Raw genomic sequence first — 17,753 nt, forward strand, 5'->3', positions numbered from 1 at the left:
GGAGCGGTCGGCATGAGCCTTCTAGAATCTTCCAATTACGATCGGATCAACGACTACGCGTCGGTGAAGATCAGCCTGGCGCGCCCGCACGACATCCGGAGCTGGTCGTTCGGCGAGGTCAAGAAGCCCGAGACGATCAACTACCGGACCTACCGCCCGGAGAAGGACGGTCTGTTCTGCGAACGGATCTTCGGGCCGGAGAAGGACTGGGAGTGCGCCTGCGGCAAGTACCGCGGCATGAAGTACAAGGGGATGATCTGCGACCGCTGTGGCGTGAAGGTCACGCACAGCCGCGTGCGTCGCAAGCGGATGGGCCACATCGAGTTGGCCGCGCCGATCGTCCACATCTGGTTCTTCAAGGCCATGCCGAGCCGTCTAGGCTCGCTGTTGGCGATGAAGACCACGAGCCTTGAGAAGGTGATCTACTTCCAGGACTACGTGGTCGTCGACCCGGGCGACACGCCGCTGAAGTTCCAGCAGATGCTGACGGAAGAGGAGTTCCGGACCGCCCGTGAGGAGTACGGCGAGGGGGCCTTCGACGCCGACATGGGCGCCGACGCCATCCGCAAGATGCTCATGCAGCTCGACCTGGTGACGCTCTCGGAGACGCTGCGCGAGGAGCTCAAGACCACCGGCAGCAAGCAGAAGGCGAAGGACCTGATCAACCGGCTGAAGACGGTCGAGTCGATCCGCGACTCGGACAACAAGCCGGAGTGGATCGTCATGGACGTGATCCCGGTGATCCCTCCCGACCTGCGTCCGCTGGTCCTTCTCGACTCGGGCAACTTCGCCACGAGCGACCTGAACGACCTGTACCGCCGGATCATCAACCGCAACAACCGGCTCAAGAAGCTGGTCGATCTCAACGCCCCGGAAGTCATTATCCGGAACGAGAAGCGGATGCTGCAGCAATCGGTCGACGCGTTGTTCGACAACAACCGCTGCAAGCGGCCGGTGCTCGGTTCGTCGAACCGCCCGCTGAAGTCCTTGACCGACATGATCAAGGGCAAGCAGGGCCGGTTCCGTGAGAACCTGCTCGGCAAGCGCGTCGATTACTCGGCGCGGAGCGTCATCGTCGTCGGTCCGACCCTGCGGCTGCACCAGTGTGGCCTGCCGAAGAAGATCGCGCTGGAGCTCTACCAGCCGTTCATCATCCGCCGGCTCAAGGAGCTCGGGCACGCCGACACGATCAAGTCGGCGAAGAAGATGCTCGAGCGGAAGGACGAAGAGGTCTGGGACATCCTCGAAGAGGTGATCACCAACCACCCGGTGCTGCTGAACCGGGCGCCGACACTGCACCGGATGGGTATCCAAGCTTTCGAGCCGATCCTGGTGGAAGGCAACGCCATCCGCCTGCACCCGCTGGTGTGTAAGGGCTTCAACGCCGACTTCGACGGCGACCAGATGGCGGTCCACCTGCCGCTGTCGATCGAGGCCCAGGTCGAGGCCCACACGCTGATGATGTCGACGCACAACATCTTCAGCCCCGCCAACGGCCAGCCGATCATCAGCCCGTCGCAAGACGTGGTGATGGGTTGCTACTACGAGACGATGGACGTCCCCGAGGCGAGCGGCGACGGCATGTCGTTCGGCTCGTTCGAAGAGGTCGAGATGGCTCACTCGCTGGGCAAGGTCCACACGCACGCCCGGATCAAGGTCCGCCTGCCGAAGGACCGTTGCCTGCGTGAGGAGATGAACGACCCGAAGAAGAAGGGCCGCGTCATCGACACGACGGTCGGTCGCGTCTTCTTCAACGAGATGCTGCCCAAGGGGATGCCGTACTACAACCACTCGATGCGGTCGGGCGCCCTCTCGAAGGTGATCAGCGACAGCTACGAGTTCCTCGGTCGGCGCCAGACGATCACCCTGCTGGACGACATGAACCAGCTCGGCTTCAAGAAGGCGACCGCCAGCGGTCTGTCCTTCGGCACCGACGACCTGGTGACGCCCGACACGAAGGGCAAGATCCTCGCCAAGGCGGAGAAGGAAGTCCTCAAGCGGAACAAGCTCTACCAGCGTGGAATCATCACCGAAGGCGAGCGCTACAACGGCGTCCTCGACGCGTGGACCCACGCCCGCGAAGAGATCACCGCCGAGATGATGACGGCGCTCGAGAACGACTACCGCGGCAACCACTACGTCAATCCGATCTTCTTGATGGCGCACTCCGGCGCCCGTGGTGGCGTCGAGCAGATGCGTCAGCTCGGCGGTATGCGGGGTCTGATGGCCAAGCCGTCCGGCAAGATCATCGAGACGCCGATCAAGGCGAACTTCCGTGAAGGCCTCACGGTGCTCGAGTACTTCAGCTCGACGCACGGCGCCCGCAAGGGTCTGGCCGACACGGCGCTCAAGACGGCCGACTCGGGTTACTTGACCCGTAAGCTGGCGGACGTCGCGCAGAACGTCGTCGTGACGATGGAAGACTGCAAGACGACGCAAGCGATCACCAAGGGCGTCCTGTACCGCGGTGAGAAGGTCGAGGTCGGTCTGGCCGACACGATCAAGGGCCGCGTCAGCCGTCAGAATATCGTCAACCCGATTACGGACGAGGTGATCGTCGCCGAGAACGGCATGATCACCGCCGAGATCGCGCGGAAGATCGAAGAGCTCGGCCTCGAGAAGCTCCAGGTCCGCAGCCCGATGACCTGCCGGGCGCCGCTCGGCGTCTGTCGCAAGTGCTACGGCATGGACATGTCGACCGGCTCGATGGTCGAAGAGGGCATGGCCGTCGGCATCATCGCCGCCCAGAGCATCGGCGAGCCGGGCACCCAGCTCACGATGCGGACGTTCCACATCGGTGGCGTCGGTAACCGCGACGTCGAGCAGTCCGACATCAAGGCCGCCAAGGGAGGCCTCGTCCGCTTCGCGAAGCTCAACGCCGTGAAGAACGAAGAGAACAACCTCGTTGTTCTCGGCCGCAACGGCGAGCTGGCCCTGGTCGACGACCGTGGCCGCGAGATTGAGAAGTACGAGATCCCGACCGGCGCCGTGATCGCCCTGGAAGAAGGGCAAGAGGTCAAGGCTGGCGACACGCTTTGCGAGTGGGACCCTCACTCTATCCCGATCCTCGCCGAGGTCGGCGGCAAGATGCGGTTCGAGGACCTCGTCGAAGGCGAGACGATCCGCGCCGAGAAGGACCCTTCGGGTCAGATGCGGTACATCGTCATGGAGCACAAGGGCGACCTGCACCCGCAGTTGGTGATCGAAGACCCGAAGGACGGCAAGGTCCTCGACTTCTACTACATGCCGGAGAAGGCGCACTTGGTGGCCCGCGAAGGCGACACCATCCGCGCCGGCGCCGTCATCGCCAAGACGCCGCGTGAGGCGGGCGGCACCCAGGACATCACGGGTGGTCTGCCCCGCGTCACCGAGATCTTCGAGGCTCGCAAGCCGAAGGACCCGGCCGTCATCGCCGAGATCGACGGCACGGTCGAGATCCTCGCCGAGAAGAAGCGTGGCAAGCGGTCGATCATCGTCCGCAGCGAGTCGGGCATCGAGCGCGAGCACCTCGTCACCCACAACAAGCACCTCCGGGTGCACACGGGCGACATCGTCAAGGCGGGCGACTCGCTCGTCGACGGGCCGTTGGTGCCGCACGACATCCTGATGGTCTCGGGCGAAGAGGCGGTGCAGCAGTACCTGACCCGCGAGATCCAGAACGTCTACCGGTCGCAGCGCGTCGAAATCAACGACAAGCACATCGAGATCATCGTTTCGCAGATGTTGCGGAAGGTGAAGATCGATTCGCCGGGCGACACCGACCTGTTGCCGGGCTCGGTGCTCGACAAGTACGACTTCCGCAAGGCGAACGACCGGATCGGCGACTGCCTGCGGATCTCCGACAAGGGCGACAGCGAGTTCGAGGTCGACGCCATCGTGCCGAAGGCGGTCCTCGAGCAGGCGAACGCCCAGATCGAGGCCCTCGGCGGCGAACTGGCCAAGGGGACGAAGCCGAAGAAAGCGACCGCCTCGACCCAGCTGTTGGGCATCACCAAGGCGTCGGTTCAGAGCTCGTCGTTCATCTCGGCGGCTAGCTTCCAGGAGACGACCAAGGTGCTGACCGAGGCCGCGCTCGCCGGACGGACCGACCACCTGGTCGGCCTCAAGGAGAACGTGATCCTGGGCCACCTGATCCCGGCCGGAACCGGTTTCCGGGCGACCAACGAGTCGGAAGTCCGGATCCGCCCCGAGGCCCTCGAGGCCTTGTCGGTGGAGACCGCCGGCGTGCTCGATCGGTCGTTCCCGCTGCTGGACGGCGACGCCCCGGCGCCGCGTCCCGCTGCGGACCCGAGTGGCCCGTCGACGCTCGACGCCCTGCTGGGCGGCGGCGGCGGCACGGACGAGTGAACGGAAGGGACGATTTCAAGCAAGAGCTAACGACGGTGGGATCGTGGCCCGAGAGAATCGGGCCACGATTCGCCGATTGACAATCCGACACGATCCCCTAAGATGCGGGGCTCGCGGCGCGGTCCGGGGCGACCCGATGCGCCGTTTTCCCGCTGAAATAGCTGATCTTACGAGCGCCTAGCGCCCTCCAACTGCCTAGGCTTTCCAACTAGCGCCCGTTATGCCCACGATCAACCAGCTCGTTAAAAAGAACCGCAAATCGAAGCGGTCCAAGAGCAAGTCGCCGGTCCTCGACCGCTGCCCGTTCAAGCGGGGCGTCTGCCTCCAGGTCCGGACGATGACGCCGAAGAAGCCGAACTCGGCTCTCCGGAAGATCACGCGTGTGCGGCTTTCCAACGGGAAGGAAGTCACCGTCTACATCCCGGGCGAAGGCCACACGCTGCAGGAGCACAGCATCGTGCTGGTCCGCGGCGGTCGTGTCCGCGACCTCCCGGGTGTGCGTTACCACGTCGTCCGCGGCGCCCTCGACTCGCTGGGTGTCAGCGGCCGTAAGCAGTCTCGCAGCCTTTACGGCGCGAAGAAGGACGGCGGCGGCCCCGCCAAGAAGAAGTAAAAATGCGTTCGGCTGTCAGCCATCAGCTGTCAGCTATTCCATCTCACTGCCTAGCTGATCGCTGCCAGCCGACCGCTGACAGCCCCCGACCCATGGCCCGCATCACCGCCAGCCGCAAAACGCTCAAGCCGGACCCCGTTCACGGGTCGCTCCTGGCGAGCAAGTTCATCAATTGCCTGATGCACGACGGCAAGAAGAGCACCGCCCAGTCGGTGTTCTACGACGCCCTGGAGGTGATCCGCGGCCGGATCGCCGATCAGGAGCCGATCGACGTCTTCACGCAGGCCCTTGAGAACGTCAAGCCGGCGATCGAAGTCCGCAGCAAGCGGGTTGGTGGCGCCGCCTACCAGGTCCCGATGCAGGTCAACCGCAACCGGCAGCAGGCCTTGGCGATCCGCTGGATCCTGGCCGCGGTCCGCGACAAGAAGGGCCGCCCGACGCACCAGAAGCTGGCCGACGAGCTCGTCGCCGCCTTCAACCGCGAGGGCGCCGCGATGACCAAGCGAGAGAACGTCCACCGCATGGCCGACGCCAACAAGGCGTTCGCCCACTTTGCGTGGTGAGATAGCTAAAGCCCACTCGCAAAAGACACAGAGGGGTCAGGCGTCAGGGGTCAGGATTCTGTGTAGAATCCCGGTCCCTGGCGCCTGACCCTTTTTCCTGCGCTGACGAGAAGGGGAACCGCCAAGACGCCAGGAACGCGCCAGGAACGCCAAGAAGAGAAGATTAAGACTGGCTAGACAGGATCGACAGGATGCAAGCTTGCTAGTCATCCTGTAAATCCCGTCGAAGACTTTTTGGCGTCTAGGCGGTTCCCCTTTCTGACTGCTGAAGCCTGATACCTGACCCCTGAAGTCCCGTGCCCGCTGACTTAACCAAGCTCCGCAACATCGGCGTCATTGCCCACATTGATGCGGGCAAGACGACCGTCACCGAGCGGATGCTCTACGTCAGCTCGGCCAAGCACCGCGTGGGCGAGGTCGACAAGGGGACCACGACCACCGACGACGACGCCGAGGAAGCCGAGCGCGGCATCACCATCTACTCGGCCTGCGTGCAGTTCCCCTGGAAGGACGTGAAGGTCAATCTGATCGACACGCCCGGGCACGTCGACTTCACGGCCGAGGTCGAGCGGAGCCTGCGGGTGCTCGACGGGGCGGTTGTGGTCTTCAGCGCCCGCGAAGGGGTCGAGGCGCAGAGCGAGACGGTCTGGCGCCAAGCGAACCGCTACCACGTGCCGCGGATCGCGTTCATCAACAAGATGGACCGCGAGGGGGCGAGCTGGGAGAACGTGCTCGGCGAGCTCGAGTCGCGGCTCGGCGCCAAGCCGGTGGCGCTGCAGATCCCCGCGGGCGAGGGCCCGCCGCACGTCGCCAACCCGTTCCGGGGCGTCATCGACCTCGTGAAGCAGAAGCTGCTCACCTTCCCGGGTGGCAAGGAGGGTCGCGACATCGTCGAGGCGCCGATTCCCGACGACCTAGCGGACGAGGCGGCCCTCTACCGCGAGCAGATGCTCGATCAGCTCTACGGCTACTCGGACGAGCTGATGGAGCTCGCGTTGGGGGGGGAAGCGATCCCCGAGGCGCTCATCCGCAAGGTGATCCGTTCGGCGACGGTGCACCTGCAGATCCAGCCGGTGCTGTGCGGCTCGGCGCTGCACGGCATGGGGGTCGAGCCGCTGCTCGACGCGGTGGCCGCTTATCTGCCGCACCCGCTCGAGATGCCGCCGGTCGAGGGGATTGATCCCACGGGGCGCGACGGGGCGAAGACCAAGGGAAAGCGGGCGGCGCGGCTGAAGTCCGAAGTGGGAAGTGGGAAGGCGGAAGACGCGGGCGAACCCGAGGCAAAGATTGCCCGCAAGCCCGACGTGACCGAGCCGTTCTGTGGGCTGGTCTTCAAGATCCTGCCCTACAAGACGGGCGACCTCTACTGGGTCCGCGTCTATTCGGGCGAGCTGAAGCCCAACAGCCGGGTCCTCAATCCGGGCCGGGACCTCAAGGAGAACGTCGCCCAGATCTGGCGGATCCATGCGTCAAAGAAGGACGAGCAGCTCGACCACGCCCAGGCGGGCGAGATCATCGCGCTGTTGGGCCTCCGCGATTCGATCACCGGCGACACGCTCTGCGACACCCGCGCGCCGATCTTGCTGGAGTCGATCGAGTTCCCCGACACGGTGATCTCGATGGCGATCGAGGCGGAGAACTCGGAGGAGAAGAAGAAGCTGCTGGGCGTCCTCGACATGCTCCGCAAGCAGGACCCCACCTTCCGGGCGAGCGACAACGCCGAGACCGGCGAGACGATCATCTCGGGCATGGGCGAGCTGCACCTCGAGGTGATCCAGCACCGGCTGGCCCGCGATTTTGGCCTCAAGTTCCGCGCCCGCCAGCCGCGTGTCAGCTACCGCGAGTCGGTCGCCAAAAAGGTCGAAGTCACCGGCGAGTGCAACCGCAACATCAACGGCGTCCAGCACACGGCGGCCGTTCGGCTGCGGGTCGAGCCGTTCACGCCGACCGGCCCGCTGGCCCACGTGGCGCCGCCGGTGGTGGTGAGCGTCGATCCGAAGGCGGCGAAGCCGTCACTAGAAGGCGGCGGCGGCCTGACCGACGAGTGGGTCAACCTGGTTGTCGAGGAGCTGCAAGCCGCGGCGGAGGGGGGCGGCACGCTGGGCTTCCCGCTGCTGAGGCTGAAAGTGACGGTCCTTGGCGGCGAGGTCCATGAGACCGACGCGACCGACATCGGCTTCCGCACCGCGGCGTCGCTGGCGTTCGACAAGGGCCTCCGCGAGGCGGGCGTCGTCCTGCTCGAGCCGATCATGGCCCTGCAGATCACCACGCCCGAGGAGCACATGGGCGACCTGGTCGGCGACCTCCAGCAACGCCGGGCGATGATCGAGCAGACCGCCCAGCGGGGCGGGGCGACGGTGATTTACGCCCAGGCGCCGCTGGCGAACCTCTTTGGCTACTCCAGCGCGATGCGCTCGCTCAGCCAAGGCAGAGCGGGGTGCAGCATGACGCCGAGTGACTACGCCCCGGCGCCCGATGACGTGGTGCAGAAGTTTTTGGGGGAGTGATTGATGAGTGACGCTGGTTTCTATGCGTTGGCTTACGCACCCGGTCTCATCACTCTCGGTGTGCTAATCGCGATGATGTTCAAGCAAGGGCGTGTCAGTTGGTCACTGGGCTGTGCGATGGTCGGTTGCTTGCTTGCTGCGTCGTCGCCGTGGATCCTCTTCTGGTTTACGTGGAATATCCTCGAAGTCCACACGGCCAACTTCGGCGCCGCAGCTCTTGAGTTTGCCCAACCTATTATCACCCCGATGGGGGCAGGTCTCGGCGCTCTCGTTGGTAGCGCAATTGGCTCGGCGATCGATGGTCCTAGTGACGCCAACGCGGACGAAAGGGGCGATTTGCCACCGATTATGTAAGTAGTGCTTCGGATGGAGAGCCCTAAGCGCCAGCGCCGGGAGTGAACCCGGTAATCAGCTCGCCAACAGTGTACCCGCGTTCACTGACGGCGATCGCGATTAGGGCTCCCGATTTGTCGGAGAATCAAATTTTGAAGTGGAAACCCACTCTCGGAACGGAGGGGTGAGCCGGTGTTGCGGGGTTCCAAATGACGAATTCAGCCACCAATCCGGCTGGCCCGGTCACGGTGGGTTTGCCGGGGGCGCCGAGGATTCTTCGCCCCGGCGCGGATAACTTGCCGATTTCCACCTGACCCCGTTGACACCCGAGGCGAGGGCCCCTAACCTTTGCGATTCTCCGCCCAGCGCGGCGGGGACAGTAGGGGGGCGGCTCGCCGATCCCCTCGCTGAATCGCCAGCGGCCCGCCCTCGGTAGTTGCGACGGGCCTTCGAGAAGTCTGGCTCACAAATTAGCTAAGCAATCCCCGCCAGGGGTACGGAGAAGTGTCGTCGTGGCGAAAGAGGTAATCCGCATCCGCATGGAAGCGTACGACCACTCGGTCTTGGACCAGAGTGCCGCCGATATCGTCGACACCGCCAAGCGGACCAGCTCGGTCGTGCACGGCCCGATTCCCTTGCCGACGCGGATTGAGCGTTACACGGTCATCCGTGGACCGCACATCGATAAGAAGTCGCGTCAGCAGTTTGAGATCCGCACGCACAAGCGGCTCATCGACATTGTCGAGGCGACCGCCAAGACGATCGAGGCTCTCAACAAGCTCAGCTTGCCTGCCGGCGTCGATATCAAGATCAAAGCGACCGCCGGCTGACGCTAGCGGTGGCTGAGGGCCGTGTGGCCCGAAGCCCTGAGGCCCGAGGCCTGAATCCTTAAGTATGCCTGGAAGCAAGCCGGGTAAGCCGCCCTGAGGGGCGCGTCTCCCGGCTGCGACTGACCCCACATCGAACCACCGGCCGACCGCCCCGTCGCATTGCGACTAGCGGAGGCCCTGCCGACTGACTTCCCTATGTCTGTCAATGCTCCTACCGCCGGAATCCTGGGCCGCAAGGTCGGGATGACCCAGGTCTTTGACGAGTCCGGCTCCGTGGTTCCTGTGACGGTTGTTCAGGCCGGTCCTTGCCATGTCTTGCAGGTGAGGACGCTCGACCGCGACGGTTACGAAGCGGTCCAGATCGGCTTTCTCGATAAGCCGCGTCGCCTGGCGAGCCGGAGCGAGCGGGGCCATGTCGCCAAGCTCGAGAGCAAGCGTTCTAAGAAGCGCGCCGAGGGCGGCGTTGAGTCGCCCGTGAAGGCGGGTTGCGAGCCCAAGCGGTTGGTCCGCGAGTTCCGTGCGACGGCTGCCGGTTTTGCCGGTGGCGTCGAGGTCGGCGGCGAGATCACCGTGGCGTCGCTCGAAGGGGTCGCCCGGGTCGATGTGACGTCGACGAGCAAGGGTCGCGGCTTCTCCGGCGCCATGCGGCGGCATAACTTTGCCGGCCAGCGTGCGACGCACGGTGTCAAGAAGTGCCACCGCCACATGGGCGGGACGGGCTGCAGCACCTACCCGGGCCGTGTCTTCAAGGGCAAGAAGATGGCGGGTCAGTACGGCGCCGCCCGGACGACCGTCCGCAATCAAAAGCTCGTTGCCGTCGACACCGAGAACAATCTGCTGCTCGTCCGGGGCGCGATCCCGGGCCACAAGGGGACCTTCGTGGTCGTCCGCACCGCCAACATGTTGAAGTAGTCGAGGAGCGATCGACTGCCAGCGGTCAGCTGGCGGTTGTCGTCGCTTGTTGATCGCTGACCGCTGATAGCTGACAGCTCTCCTATGCCAAAACTCACCATTCACGACCGCAAAGGCGCCAAGGTCGGCACTTACAGTGTCGAGGCCGAAGACTTTGCTCCGTCGATCAACAAGCAGCTGCTGCACGACGCCGTGGTGATGTACCAGGCCAACCTGCGGCAGGGCACGCACCAGACCAAGACCCGTGGTCAGGTCGCCGGCTCGACCAAGAAGCTCTACCGCCAGAAGGGGACGGGCAACGCCCGCGCCGGTGGCAAGCGTTCGGGCACGCGTCGCGGTGGTGGTCACATTATGGCGATCAAGCCGCGTGACTACAGCTACCGCATGCCGCGGAAGGCCCTGCAGCTCGCGACGCGGATGGCCCTGGCGACAAAGGTGGCCGACGACGAGCTGGTGGTGATCGACGAGCTGTCGTTCGACTCCCCCAAGACCAGCGACATGGCGGGCCTCATCAAGGCTCTCGGTTGCGACGGCAGCTCGCTGCTGATCACGACGAGCGGCCTCGACGCAAACGTTTACAAGAGCGCCCGCAACCTGCCGCGAGTGGCGGTGTCGCCGGCGTCGGACCTCAACGCCCTGTGCCTTCTGAAGGCGAAGCGGCTGTTGATCACGAAGGCCGCCCTTGACCTGCTCAAGGAACAGGCCGCCAAGCACAAGAAGCCCGCGAAGGAAGAGGCGCCCGCCAGCTGACGTCGCGACCAGCCCGCCGGCCCCGCCGACGGATCGTTCGATTGCTAACGGCTAACCGCTCACAGCTCCTATGCCACGCCATATACCGCAGAAAACGTCGCTCACGCTCGAGCCGCACCAGGTGATCCTGAAGCCGTTGGTGACGGAGAAGGGCGTGCACCGCTCGACGCGTCACAACGCTTACGCGTTCGAAGTGAACAAGCTGGCGACCAAGATTGACGTCCGCAACGCGATCGAAAAGCTCTTCGACGTGAAGGTCGTGAAGGTCGCGACGCAGAATCGCAAGGGCAAGACGCGTCGCACGCGTTTCCGGCTCGGCCAGACCTCCGACTGGAAGAAGGCGATTGTGACGCTGCACGACGACAACCGCATCGATTTCTTCTGAGATACGCCTGAACCGTCGATCGTGAGCCGCGTGCTGACGACTGCCAAGAGCCAACCGCTACCAAGCTAACCGCGAACAGATTGCCATGGGCATTCGAGTCTACAAGCCGACCACCGCCGGGCGCCGCAACGCCTCGGTGAGTGACTTCAAGGAGCTGACTCCCGGCGCCAAGCCGGAGAAGTCGCTGCTGCGTCCGCTCCACAAGAAGGGTGGCCGCAACAACCAGGGCGTCATCACTTGCCGTCACCGCGGCGGCGGCCACAAGCGTCGTTACCGGCTGATCGACTTCCGCCGCAACAAAGACGGGATGGTCGCCGAGGTGGATTCGATCCAATACGACCCCAACCGGTCGGCGCGGATCGCCCTGCTGAAGTACGAGGACGGCGAGAAGCGTTACATCATCGCCCCGGTCGGCCTGACGGCTGGCGACAAGGTGGTGTCGGGTGAGGACGCTCCGCCGAAGGTGGGCAACTGCCTGCCGCTGTCGAAGATCCCGCTGGCGACGGTCGTCCACAACGTCGAGATGCGGCCCGGTCGCGGCGCTGTGATGTGCCGGTCGGCCGGCACCAGTGCGACGCTGATGGCCCGCGAGGCGGGCTGGGCTCAGATCTCGCTCCCGAGTGGCGAAATCCGCCGCATCCCGGCCAATTGCCGGGCGGTGGTTGGATCGACCAGCAACCCCGATCACAGTGCGGTTCGCCTGGGCAAGGCGGGTCGCAAGCGTTGGTTGGGTCGTCGTCCCCACGTCCGTGGCACGGCGATGAACCCGGTCGACCACCCGCACGGTGGTGGTGAGGGCCGCACGAAGGGCGGACGTCACCCCGTCAGCCCGACCGGCAAGAGCGCGAAGGGCGGCATGACGCGTCAGCGTCGCAAGCCGTCGAACTCGGCGATCGTCCGTCGTCGTAAGAGCCGTCGGTACGGCGTCCAGAAGTTGGTGAAGAAGTAAGAACAGGGCGTTCGGTCGGGCCACTAAGCGATTACGCTGGTTGCTCACGGATCGCTGACCGCTGACCGCTGACAGCACACAATGAGTCGTTCACTTAAAAAAGGCCCCTACGTCGATCCGAAGCTCTACGTCAAAGTAGAGAAGCAGAACGACGCAGGCTCGAAGACGCCGATCACCACCTGGGCGCGTGCTTGCACGATCGTCCCGGAGTTTGTCGGTCACACGTTCATGGTGCACAACGGCAAGCAGCACCTGAAAGTGTTCGTCACCGAGGACATGGTCGGTCACAAGCTGGGCGAGTTCTCGCCGACCCGCAGCTTCCGCGGACACGGTGGCAAGGGGAAAAAGTAATCAGTAGTCAGTAACCAGGAGTCGGTAACGCACCGACCCCTGACCCCTGATCCCTGAAAACCGCATCATGGCCTACAAAGCAATTCACAAGCACGCCCGCATCAGCGCCCAGAAGGTGCGTCCGCTCGCGGACCTCGTCCGGGGCAAGCGGGTGGATGACGCCTTGGCGATCCTCAAGTTCCAGCCGCACCGGGGCGCCCGGATGCTGGAGAAAGTGATTGCCAGCGCCTTCGCCAACGCCGAGGACCGTGGCGCCCCCAACCGGGCCGGCCTGAAGGTCATCGAGGTGAAGGTCGACGGCGGCCCGATGTTCAAGCGCGTCCAGCCGGGCTCGCGGGGCATGGCCAAGATCATCCGCAAGCGTTTCAGCCACATCACGGTCGCCGTCGAGTAAAGCGACGACCAGCAGCGAAGACACCCAACACGAGTCGCACCGACTCGAGCCTACAGCCTCCGCCTAAGACATGGGTCAAAAGGTCAATCCGATCGGCTTCCGTACCGGCATCATGCAGGACTGGAAGAGCCGTTGGTACGCGTCGAAGAAGGAGTACGCGGAACTCCTGATCGAAGACCACAAGATCCGCGCTTACGTCAGCAAGAAGTATAAGTCGGCCGGCATCCCTGAGATCCAGATCGAGCGCACGCGGGACGAGGTGAAGGTCGTCCTGTACGCCGCCCGCCCGGGCGTGATCATCGGTCGCAAGGGAACGCACGTCGAGCAGCTTCAGGACGAGCTGCAGGCCCTGGTTGGCCGTCGGATCAATATCAAGATTGAGGAGATCTCCCGCCCCGAGCTGCAAGCGCACTTGGTGGCGGAAGACATCGCTGAGCAACTCGCCAAGCGGGCGGCGTTCCGCCGCACGATGAAGCGGGCGCTCGAGCAGACCATGGAGGCCGGGGCCAAGGGGATCAAGATCCAGATGGCCGGGCGGTTAGGCGGCGCCGAAATGGCGCGGCGTGAGAAGCAGATTGCCGGATCGATGCCCTTAAGCACCTTGCGGGCAAAGATCGATTACGGTTTTGTCGAAGCGATGACCCCGCAAGGCCACATCGGCATTCAGGTGTGGATCAATCAAGGCGAGTACGAGGATCAGAACAATGGCGTTGATGCCCAAGAGGGTCAAGCATCGAAAAAGCCAAAGAGGTCGTATAAAAGGTAACGCCACACGCGGCAATCGCGTGATTTATGGCGAGTACGGCTTGCAGGCTGTCGAGGGTGGCTGGATCAGCGCCCAGACGATCGAAGCCGGCCGAATCGCGGCGCAGCAGTACGTGCGTGGCGAGGGACGCCTTTACATACGGATCTTCCCAAGCAAGTCGGTGACGTCCATCCCGCTCGAAACCCGCATGGGTAAGGGCAAGGGTGAACCCGATTTCTGGGCGGCGGTCGTGAAGCCCGGGACGGTGTTGTACGAGGTGGCTGGTATCTCTGAGGCGGCGGCGAAGATCTGCTTCGCCCGTCTGGCCCACAAGATGCCGGTCCGCGTGCGGCTGGTTCGACGCGAAGCGATTTAGAGACAGACATTCGGTCTTCGGAGTTCGGCCTGCTGGGCCGACCACGGGCGACCGGTAGCAAGCACGACAGCTGAAAGCCAAGAAGCATGACCAAAGCAATCGAACTGCGTGAGATGAGCGACGAGCAGCTCGGGCTCACGATCGACGAGGCGGCCGACAAGCTGTTCCGGCTCCGGGTTCAATCCCAGACCGAGAAGCTCGACAGCCCGAGCGAGATCCGGCGTAACCGCCGCTTGATCGCCCGTTGCAAGACGATCCAGACCCAGCGTGAACAGGCCGCCGCGGCCAAGAGTTAAGTCGAAACGCGTAAATAGAAAGAGCTCGCCGCCCGGCGCCGAGCTAACCGCTAGAAGCTCTCACTATGCCTAAGAAGCAAGCCACCGGCATTGTCACCAGCGACCGGGCCAGCAAGACCCGTCGGGTGGAGATCAATCGCCTGGTGAAGCACCCGAAGTACGGCAAGTTCATCCACAAGCGGACCGTCTGCCACGTCCACGACGAGCAGAACGAGTCGGGCGAGGGGGACACCGTCGAGATCATCGAGTGCCCGCCGAAGTCGAAGCTGAAGCGTTGGGAATTGGTCCGCGTCGTGGCGAAGAGCCAGGCGGTCGACCTCGGAGCGTTGCGGGCGGCTCAGAAAGCTCAACTCGCCGCCGAGGCCTCGACCGGAGCGGACGGTCAGGCGGCGGACGAGGCCAAGGGCTGATCAGGGAGCGTTGGCGAAGGGCAGAAGCAGGCGACGCCACCCGGCCGGAGCCCTCCACGAGTTACCAAGCGGATAAGAGAAGACGATGATCCAGATGCAGTCGCGGCTGAACGTCGCAGACAACACCGGCGCCAAAGAGGTCATGTGCATCAAGGTGCTTGGCGGAAGCAAGCGCCGCACCGCAGGCCTTGGCGACGTGATTGTCTGCAGCGTTAAGAGCGTGATCCCCGGCAGCGACGTCAAGAAGAAGGCGGTCGTCCGTGGCGTGATCGTCCGGGTGCGAGCCCCGACGCGTCGCACCGACGGCAGCTACGTCCGCTTCGACACGAACGCCATCGTGTTGATCGACAAAGACAACAACCCGCGCGGCACGCGGATTTTCGGTGCGGTCGCCCGCGAGCTGCGGGACCGCAAGTTCATGAAGATCGTGAGCCTTGCAAACGAAGTGGTTTGAGAATCAATTCATCGAACCTGTGGTCAGCGACCGCGGGCACAGATGCAGAGCCGGACTGAGAAGCGAAACCGGTCTTAGAAGAGAATCAAAAAGTCATGTTGATCAAAACTGGTGACACCGTCGAAGTGATCGCCGGCGCCGACAAGGGCGCTCGCAGCAAGGTGATCAAGGTCGACCGCACCGCCGGCAAGGCGCTCGTCGAGGGCGTCAACAAGGTGTTCAAGCACGTCAAGCGGAGCCAAAAGCACCCGCAGGGCGGCCGCTTGAGCAAGGAGATGCCGATCGACATCTCGAAGGTTCAGTACTACTGCGAAAGCTGTGGCAAGCGCGCCCGCTTGGGCCTGCGTTACACCGACGAGGGCGCCAAAGAGCGGTACTGCAAGAAGTGCAGCACCAGCGCCGGCGAGATCGCCCCCGCCAAGCCCGCTTACGCGAAGAAGTAGACCCCGCGTCGCAAGACCGCCCGTTCAACACGCCGAGCCCTGCGGCTCAACTAGCAAAACCGAAGCAAGATGATCGCCACCGCCCGTCTAAAAGACCGCTACGAGAGCGAGATCCTGCCGCAGCTCACCGAGGAGCTCGGCCGGAAGAATCGCCTGTCGTTGCCGCGTCTGGAGAAGATCGTCGTCAGCATGGGCGTCGGCAGCGCGATCAGTGACAAGAAGCACATCGACGAGGCGACGTCGGCCCTGGCCGACATCACGGGGCAGAAGGCACAGGTCTGCAAGTCCCGCAAGTCGATCGCCGGTTTCCGCCTCCGCGAGGGGATGCCGATCGGCGCCAAGGTGACGCTCCGCGGCGTGCGGATGTACGAGTTCCTCGACCGCTTGATCTCGATCGCCCTGCCGCGTGTCCGCGACTTCCGCGGCGTGAAGAAGACGGCGTTCGACGGCAGCGGCAACTACAGCCTGGGTCTGACCGAGCAGTTGGTCTTCCCCGAGCTGAACCCGGACAAGTACACGCGGCCGCAAGGCATGAACATCGCGATTTGCACCCGCGGCGCCACGAACGAAGAGGCGCAGCTGTTGCTAGAGAAGTTTGGTTTCCCGTTCAAGCGGGAAGAAGACTGATCCCAGCGGCGCCAAGAACACTACACACCCATCCTAGAAGACAACCAGCCGGCCGAAGATGGCAAGCAAGTCCAAGATCGCCAAAGCGGAGAGGAAGCCCAAGTTCAGCACACGGCGTGAATGCCGTTGCAAGCTGTGTGGACGCCCTCGCGCGGTGTACCGCAAGTTCGGCATCTGCCGGATCTGCTTCCGCAAGCTGGCCGACCGCGGCCTGATCCCGGGCGTCCGCAAGGCGAGCTGGTAAGCGATACGAGGGCCCGACTCGTCGGGCCCGATCAGAGACAGCGTTTCACAATCGCCGCGACGGCGAGCCTCTCCCAAATCACGAGCTCCGCGCCACAGCACCCGAGCCTCCGGCCTCAGGACTCAATCCTCCCATGATGACCGACCCGATCGCCGACATGCTCACACGGATCCGCAATGCGGTCCGAGTTGAGCGTTCCGCCGTTGAGATGCCGCTCTCGAAAGTGAAGCGTGGCGTCGCGGAGGTCCTCAAGCGCGAAGGGTACATCTGGGATTGGGCGGAAGAGCAGGTCGAGGAAGGCCGCCCGATGAAGCAGCTCCGCCTGGACCTGAAGTACGGTCCCAACGGCGAGCACGTCATCCAGACGATCCGCCGCGTCAGCAAGCCCGGCCGCCGCGTTTACCAGCAGGCGAAGGGGCTCCGCCCGGTCCTTAACGGCCTCGGCATCTCGATCGTCAGCACCAGCCGTGGTGTCTTGAGCGACCGGGAAGCCCGCCAGAAGAACCTCGGTGGCGAAGTCCTGTGCGAACTGTGGTAAGGAAATAGCGTTCAGCTTTCAGCCCGCTTCTCAATAGAAACAGGGCTGTCAGCTTTTCAATCGATAACCCCAGAGCTGACCGCCGACAGCCAACCGCTGTCAGCCCCTAAGCCATGTCACGACTCGGCAAAAAGCCCATCCCGATCCCCAGCGGCGTCAAGCTGAGCGTCGCCGACCGTGTCATCACGGCCGAAGGCAAGCTCGGCAAGTTGACCTACGAGCACCGGCCCGAGGTCGCGATCGAGATCGACGAAGACGCCAAAGAGGTGACGGTCACCCGCGCCGGCAACGACCGCGAAGACCGTGCTTTCCATGGTCTGACACGGGCTTTGCTTGCTAACATGGTGGTCGGCGTCTCGGAAGGCTACGAGAAGAAGCTCGAGATCCACGGGGTCGGTTACCTCGGCGCCATCTCGGGCGACGTCCTGCAGCTCCGCGTCGGTTTCGCCAACGAGATCCAGAAGAAGATCCCGTCGGACCTCCAGGTGACGTGCCCTGACCAGACGCACGTCGTCGTGAAGGGGCTCGACAAGCAGCGCGTCGGTCAGTTCGCCGCGGAAGTGCGTGCGGTCCGCAAGCCCGAGCCGTACAAGGGCAAGGGCATTCGCTACGAGGGTGAGCAGGTCCGTCGCAAGGCGGGCAAAGCCGCTAAGTAGTCCCCATCCCGCGGATCGCCTCGCCGCTCG

Annotated in this window: 22 protein-coding genes; all 22 read left to right on the forward strand. The window is 64.0% G+C overall.

All coding sequences use genetic code 11. The annotated features are described in order from the left end of the window. The first annotated feature begins 12 nt into the window (after positions 1–12). The 22 genes from rpoC (at position 13) to rplF (ending at position 17,723) form a co-directional block, all read left to right on the forward strand. Positions 13–4,347 (forward strand): DNA-directed RNA polymerase subunit beta', encoded by a 4,335-nt coding sequence (rpoC, locus tag Pla108_RS11815; protein ID WP_146445164.1) that lies wholly within the window; start codon positions 13–15, stop codon positions 4,345–4,347. Positions 4,348–4,567: 220 nt separating this feature from the next. Next, on the forward strand, positions 4,568–4,960 hold the full coding sequence (rpsL, locus tag Pla108_RS11820) for a 30S ribosomal protein S12 (protein ID WP_146445165.1): 393 nt from the start codon (positions 4,568–4,570) through the stop codon (positions 4,958–4,960). Positions 4,961–5,052: 92 nt separating this feature from the next. Continuing rightward, positions 5,053–5,523 carry a 30S ribosomal protein S7 gene (gene rpsG / locus Pla108_RS11825; protein ID WP_146445166.1) on the forward strand — a complete coding sequence of 157 codons (471 nt, stop codon included), beginning with the start codon at positions 5,053–5,055 and terminating at the stop codon, positions 5,521–5,523. Between the two features lie 296 nt (positions 5,524–5,819). After that, a complete protein-coding gene (locus Pla108_RS11830) occupies positions 5,820–8,030 on the forward strand; it encodes an elongation factor G (protein ID WP_146445167.1) in 2,211 nt (736 codons plus the stop codon). Between the two features lie 3 nt (positions 8,031–8,033). Next, positions 8,034–8,384, forward strand: a complete 351-nt coding sequence (locus Pla108_RS11835) for a hypothetical protein (RefSeq protein WP_146445168.1) — start codon at positions 8,034–8,036, stop codon at positions 8,382–8,384. A gap of 491 nt (positions 8,385–8,875) precedes the next feature. Next, a complete protein-coding gene (gene rpsJ, locus Pla108_RS11840) occupies positions 8,876–9,193 on the forward strand; it encodes a 30S ribosomal protein S10 (RefSeq protein ID WP_146445169.1) in 318 nt (105 codons plus the stop codon). Between the two features lie 243 nt (positions 9,194–9,436). Continuing rightward, positions 9,437–10,105 carry a 50S ribosomal protein L3 gene (rplC, locus tag Pla108_RS11845; RefSeq protein ID WP_146445590.1) on the forward strand — a complete coding sequence of 223 codons (669 nt, stop codon included), beginning with the start codon at positions 9,437–9,439 and terminating at the stop codon, positions 10,103–10,105. 84 nt (positions 10,106–10,189) lie between these two features. Further along, positions 10,190–10,855 (forward strand): 50S ribosomal protein L4, encoded by a 666-nt coding sequence (rplD, locus tag Pla108_RS11850; protein WP_146445170.1) that lies wholly within the window; start codon positions 10,190–10,192, stop codon positions 10,853–10,855. Positions 10,856–10,925: 70 nt separating this feature from the next. Next, positions 10,926–11,240: a 50S ribosomal protein L23 gene (gene rplW / locus Pla108_RS11855; RefSeq protein ID WP_146445171.1), complete on the forward strand. Its 315-nt coding sequence runs from the start codon at positions 10,926–10,928 to the stop codon at positions 11,238–11,240. An 85-nt stretch (positions 11,241–11,325) separates the two neighbouring features. Further along, a complete protein-coding gene (gene rplB / locus Pla108_RS11860) occupies positions 11,326–12,189 on the forward strand; it encodes a 50S ribosomal protein L2 (protein WP_146445172.1) in 864 nt (287 codons plus the stop codon). 81 nt (positions 12,190–12,270) lie between these two features. Next, positions 12,271–12,540 carry a 30S ribosomal protein S19 gene (gene rpsS, locus Pla108_RS11865; protein ID WP_146445173.1) on the forward strand — a complete coding sequence of 90 codons (270 nt, stop codon included), beginning with the start codon at positions 12,271–12,273 and terminating at the stop codon, positions 12,538–12,540. Positions 12,541–12,607: 67 nt separating this feature from the next. After that, positions 12,608–12,934 carry a 50S ribosomal protein L22 gene (gene rplV / locus Pla108_RS11870; RefSeq protein ID WP_146445174.1) on the forward strand — a complete coding sequence of 109 codons (327 nt, stop codon included), beginning with the start codon at positions 12,608–12,610 and terminating at the stop codon, positions 12,932–12,934. Between the two features lie 70 nt (positions 12,935–13,004). Beyond that, positions 13,005–13,700 carry a 30S ribosomal protein S3 gene (gene rpsC / locus Pla108_RS11875; protein WP_146445175.1) on the forward strand — a complete coding sequence of 232 codons (696 nt, stop codon included), beginning with the start codon at positions 13,005–13,007 and terminating at the stop codon, positions 13,698–13,700. Further along, on the forward strand, positions 13,648–14,055 hold the full coding sequence (gene rplP / locus Pla108_RS11880; protein WP_231934449.1) for a 50S ribosomal protein L16: 408 nt from the start codon (positions 13,648–13,650) through the stop codon (positions 14,053–14,055). The genes rpsC and rplP overlap by 53 nt, the downstream gene beginning before the upstream one ends. Positions 14,056–14,141: 86 nt before the next feature. Continuing rightward, entirely contained in the window at positions 14,142–14,351 is a 210-nt protein-coding gene (gene rpmC / locus Pla108_RS11885; RefSeq protein WP_146445177.1) for a 50S ribosomal protein L29, read from the forward strand. 65 nt (positions 14,352–14,416) lie between these two features. Then, a complete protein-coding gene (gene rpsQ, locus Pla108_RS11890) occupies positions 14,417–14,761 on the forward strand; it encodes a 30S ribosomal protein S17 (protein WP_146445178.1) in 345 nt (114 codons plus the stop codon). An 85-nt stretch (positions 14,762–14,846) separates the two neighbouring features. Then, positions 14,847–15,215 (forward strand): 50S ribosomal protein L14, encoded by a 369-nt coding sequence (rplN, locus tag Pla108_RS11895; RefSeq protein WP_146445179.1) that lies wholly within the window; start codon positions 14,847–14,849, stop codon positions 15,213–15,215. 95 nt (positions 15,216–15,310) lie between these two features. Beyond that, entirely contained in the window at positions 15,311–15,658 is a 348-nt protein-coding gene (gene rplX / locus Pla108_RS11900; protein WP_146445180.1) for a 50S ribosomal protein L24, read from the forward strand. Between the two features lie 69 nt (positions 15,659–15,727). Next, complete coding sequence (rplE, locus tag Pla108_RS11905) at positions 15,728–16,285, forward strand: 50S ribosomal protein L5 (RefSeq protein ID WP_146445181.1); 558 nt, start codon at positions 15,728–15,730, stop codon at positions 16,283–16,285. A gap of 58 nt (positions 16,286–16,343) precedes the next feature. Then, positions 16,344–16,529 (forward strand): type Z 30S ribosomal protein S14, encoded by a 186-nt coding sequence (locus tag Pla108_RS11910; RefSeq protein WP_145116688.1) that lies wholly within the window; start codon positions 16,344–16,346, stop codon positions 16,527–16,529. Positions 16,530–16,662: 133 nt separating this feature from the next. Continuing rightward, on the forward strand, positions 16,663–17,067 hold the full coding sequence (rpsH, locus tag Pla108_RS11915; RefSeq protein WP_146445182.1) for a 30S ribosomal protein S8: 405 nt from the start codon (positions 16,663–16,665) through the stop codon (positions 17,065–17,067). 113 nt (positions 17,068–17,180) lie between these two features. Beyond that, positions 17,181–17,723, forward strand: a complete 543-nt coding sequence (gene rplF, locus Pla108_RS11920; protein ID WP_146445183.1) for a 50S ribosomal protein L6 — start codon at positions 17,181–17,183, stop codon at positions 17,721–17,723. The last annotated feature ends 30 nt before the right edge of the window (positions 17,724–17,753 follow it).

The organism is Botrimarina colliarenosi (genome assembly GCF_007859955.1).
GTDB classification, from domain to species: Bacteria; Planctomycetota; Planctomycetia; order Pirellulales; family Lacipirellulaceae; genus Botrimarina; species Botrimarina colliarenosi.

Bases quoted from the DNA above. Each gene is read 5' to 3' on its own strand.
- rplW (WP_146445171.1), top strand. From the start codon at position 10,926: ATGCCACGCCATATACCGCAGAAAACGTCGCTCACGCTCGAGCCGCAC.
- rplB (WP_146445172.1), top strand. From the start codon at position 11,326: ATGGGCATTCGAGTCTACAAGCCGACCACCGCCGGGCGCCGCAACGCC.
- rpoC (WP_146445164.1), top strand. From the start codon at position 13: ATGAGCCTTCTAGAATCTTCCAATTACGATCGGATCAACGACTACGCG.
- rplE (WP_146445181.1), top strand. From the start codon at position 15,728: ATGATCGCCACCGCCCGTCTAAAAGACCGCTACGAGAGCGAGATCCTG.
- rpsC (WP_146445175.1), top strand. From the start codon at position 13,005: ATGGGTCAAAAGGTCAATCCGATCGGCTTCCGTACCGGCATCATGCAG.
- rpsH (WP_146445182.1), top strand. From the start codon at position 16,663: ATGATGACCGACCCGATCGCCGACATGCTCACACGGATCCGCAATGCG.
- rplD (WP_146445170.1), top strand. From the start codon at position 10,190: ATGCCAAAACTCACCATTCACGACCGCAAAGGCGCCAAGGTCGGCACT.
- Pla108_RS11835 (WP_146445168.1), top strand. From the start codon at position 8,034: ATGAGTGACGCTGGTTTCTATGCGTTGGCTTACGCACCCGGTCTCATC.
- rpsG (WP_146445166.1), top strand. From the start codon at position 5,053: ATGGCCCGCATCACCGCCAGCCGCAAAACGCTCAAGCCGGACCCCGTT.
- rplN (WP_146445179.1), top strand. From the start codon at position 14,847: ATGATCCAGATGCAGTCGCGGCTGAACGTCGCAGACAACACCGGCGCC.
- rpsS (WP_146445173.1), top strand. From the start codon at position 12,271: ATGAGTCGTTCACTTAAAAAAGGCCCCTACGTCGATCCGAAGCTCTAC.
- Pla108_RS11910 (WP_145116688.1), top strand. From the start codon at position 16,344: ATGGCAAGCAAGTCCAAGATCGCCAAAGCGGAGAGGAAGCCCAAGTTC.
- rplP (WP_231934449.1), top strand. From the start codon at position 13,648: ATGCCCAAGAGGGTCAAGCATCGAAAAAGCCAAAGAGGTCGTATAAAA.
- rplV (WP_146445174.1), top strand. From the start codon at position 12,608: ATGGCCTACAAAGCAATTCACAAGCACGCCCGCATCAGCGCCCAGAAG.
- rplF (WP_146445183.1), top strand. From the start codon at position 17,181: ATGTCACGACTCGGCAAAAAGCCCATCCCGATCCCCAGCGGCGTCAAG.
- rpsL (WP_146445165.1), top strand. From the start codon at position 4,568: ATGCCCACGATCAACCAGCTCGTTAAAAAGAACCGCAAATCGAAGCGG.
- rpsQ (WP_146445178.1), top strand. From the start codon at position 14,417: ATGCCTAAGAAGCAAGCCACCGGCATTGTCACCAGCGACCGGGCCAGC.
- rpmC (WP_146445177.1), top strand. From the start codon at position 14,142: ATGACCAAAGCAATCGAACTGCGTGAGATGAGCGACGAGCAGCTCGGG.
- rplC (WP_146445590.1), top strand. From the start codon at position 9,437: ATGACCCAGGTCTTTGACGAGTCCGGCTCCGTGGTTCCTGTGACGGTT.
- rplX (WP_146445180.1), top strand. From the start codon at position 15,311: ATGTTGATCAAAACTGGTGACACCGTCGAAGTGATCGCCGGCGCCGAC.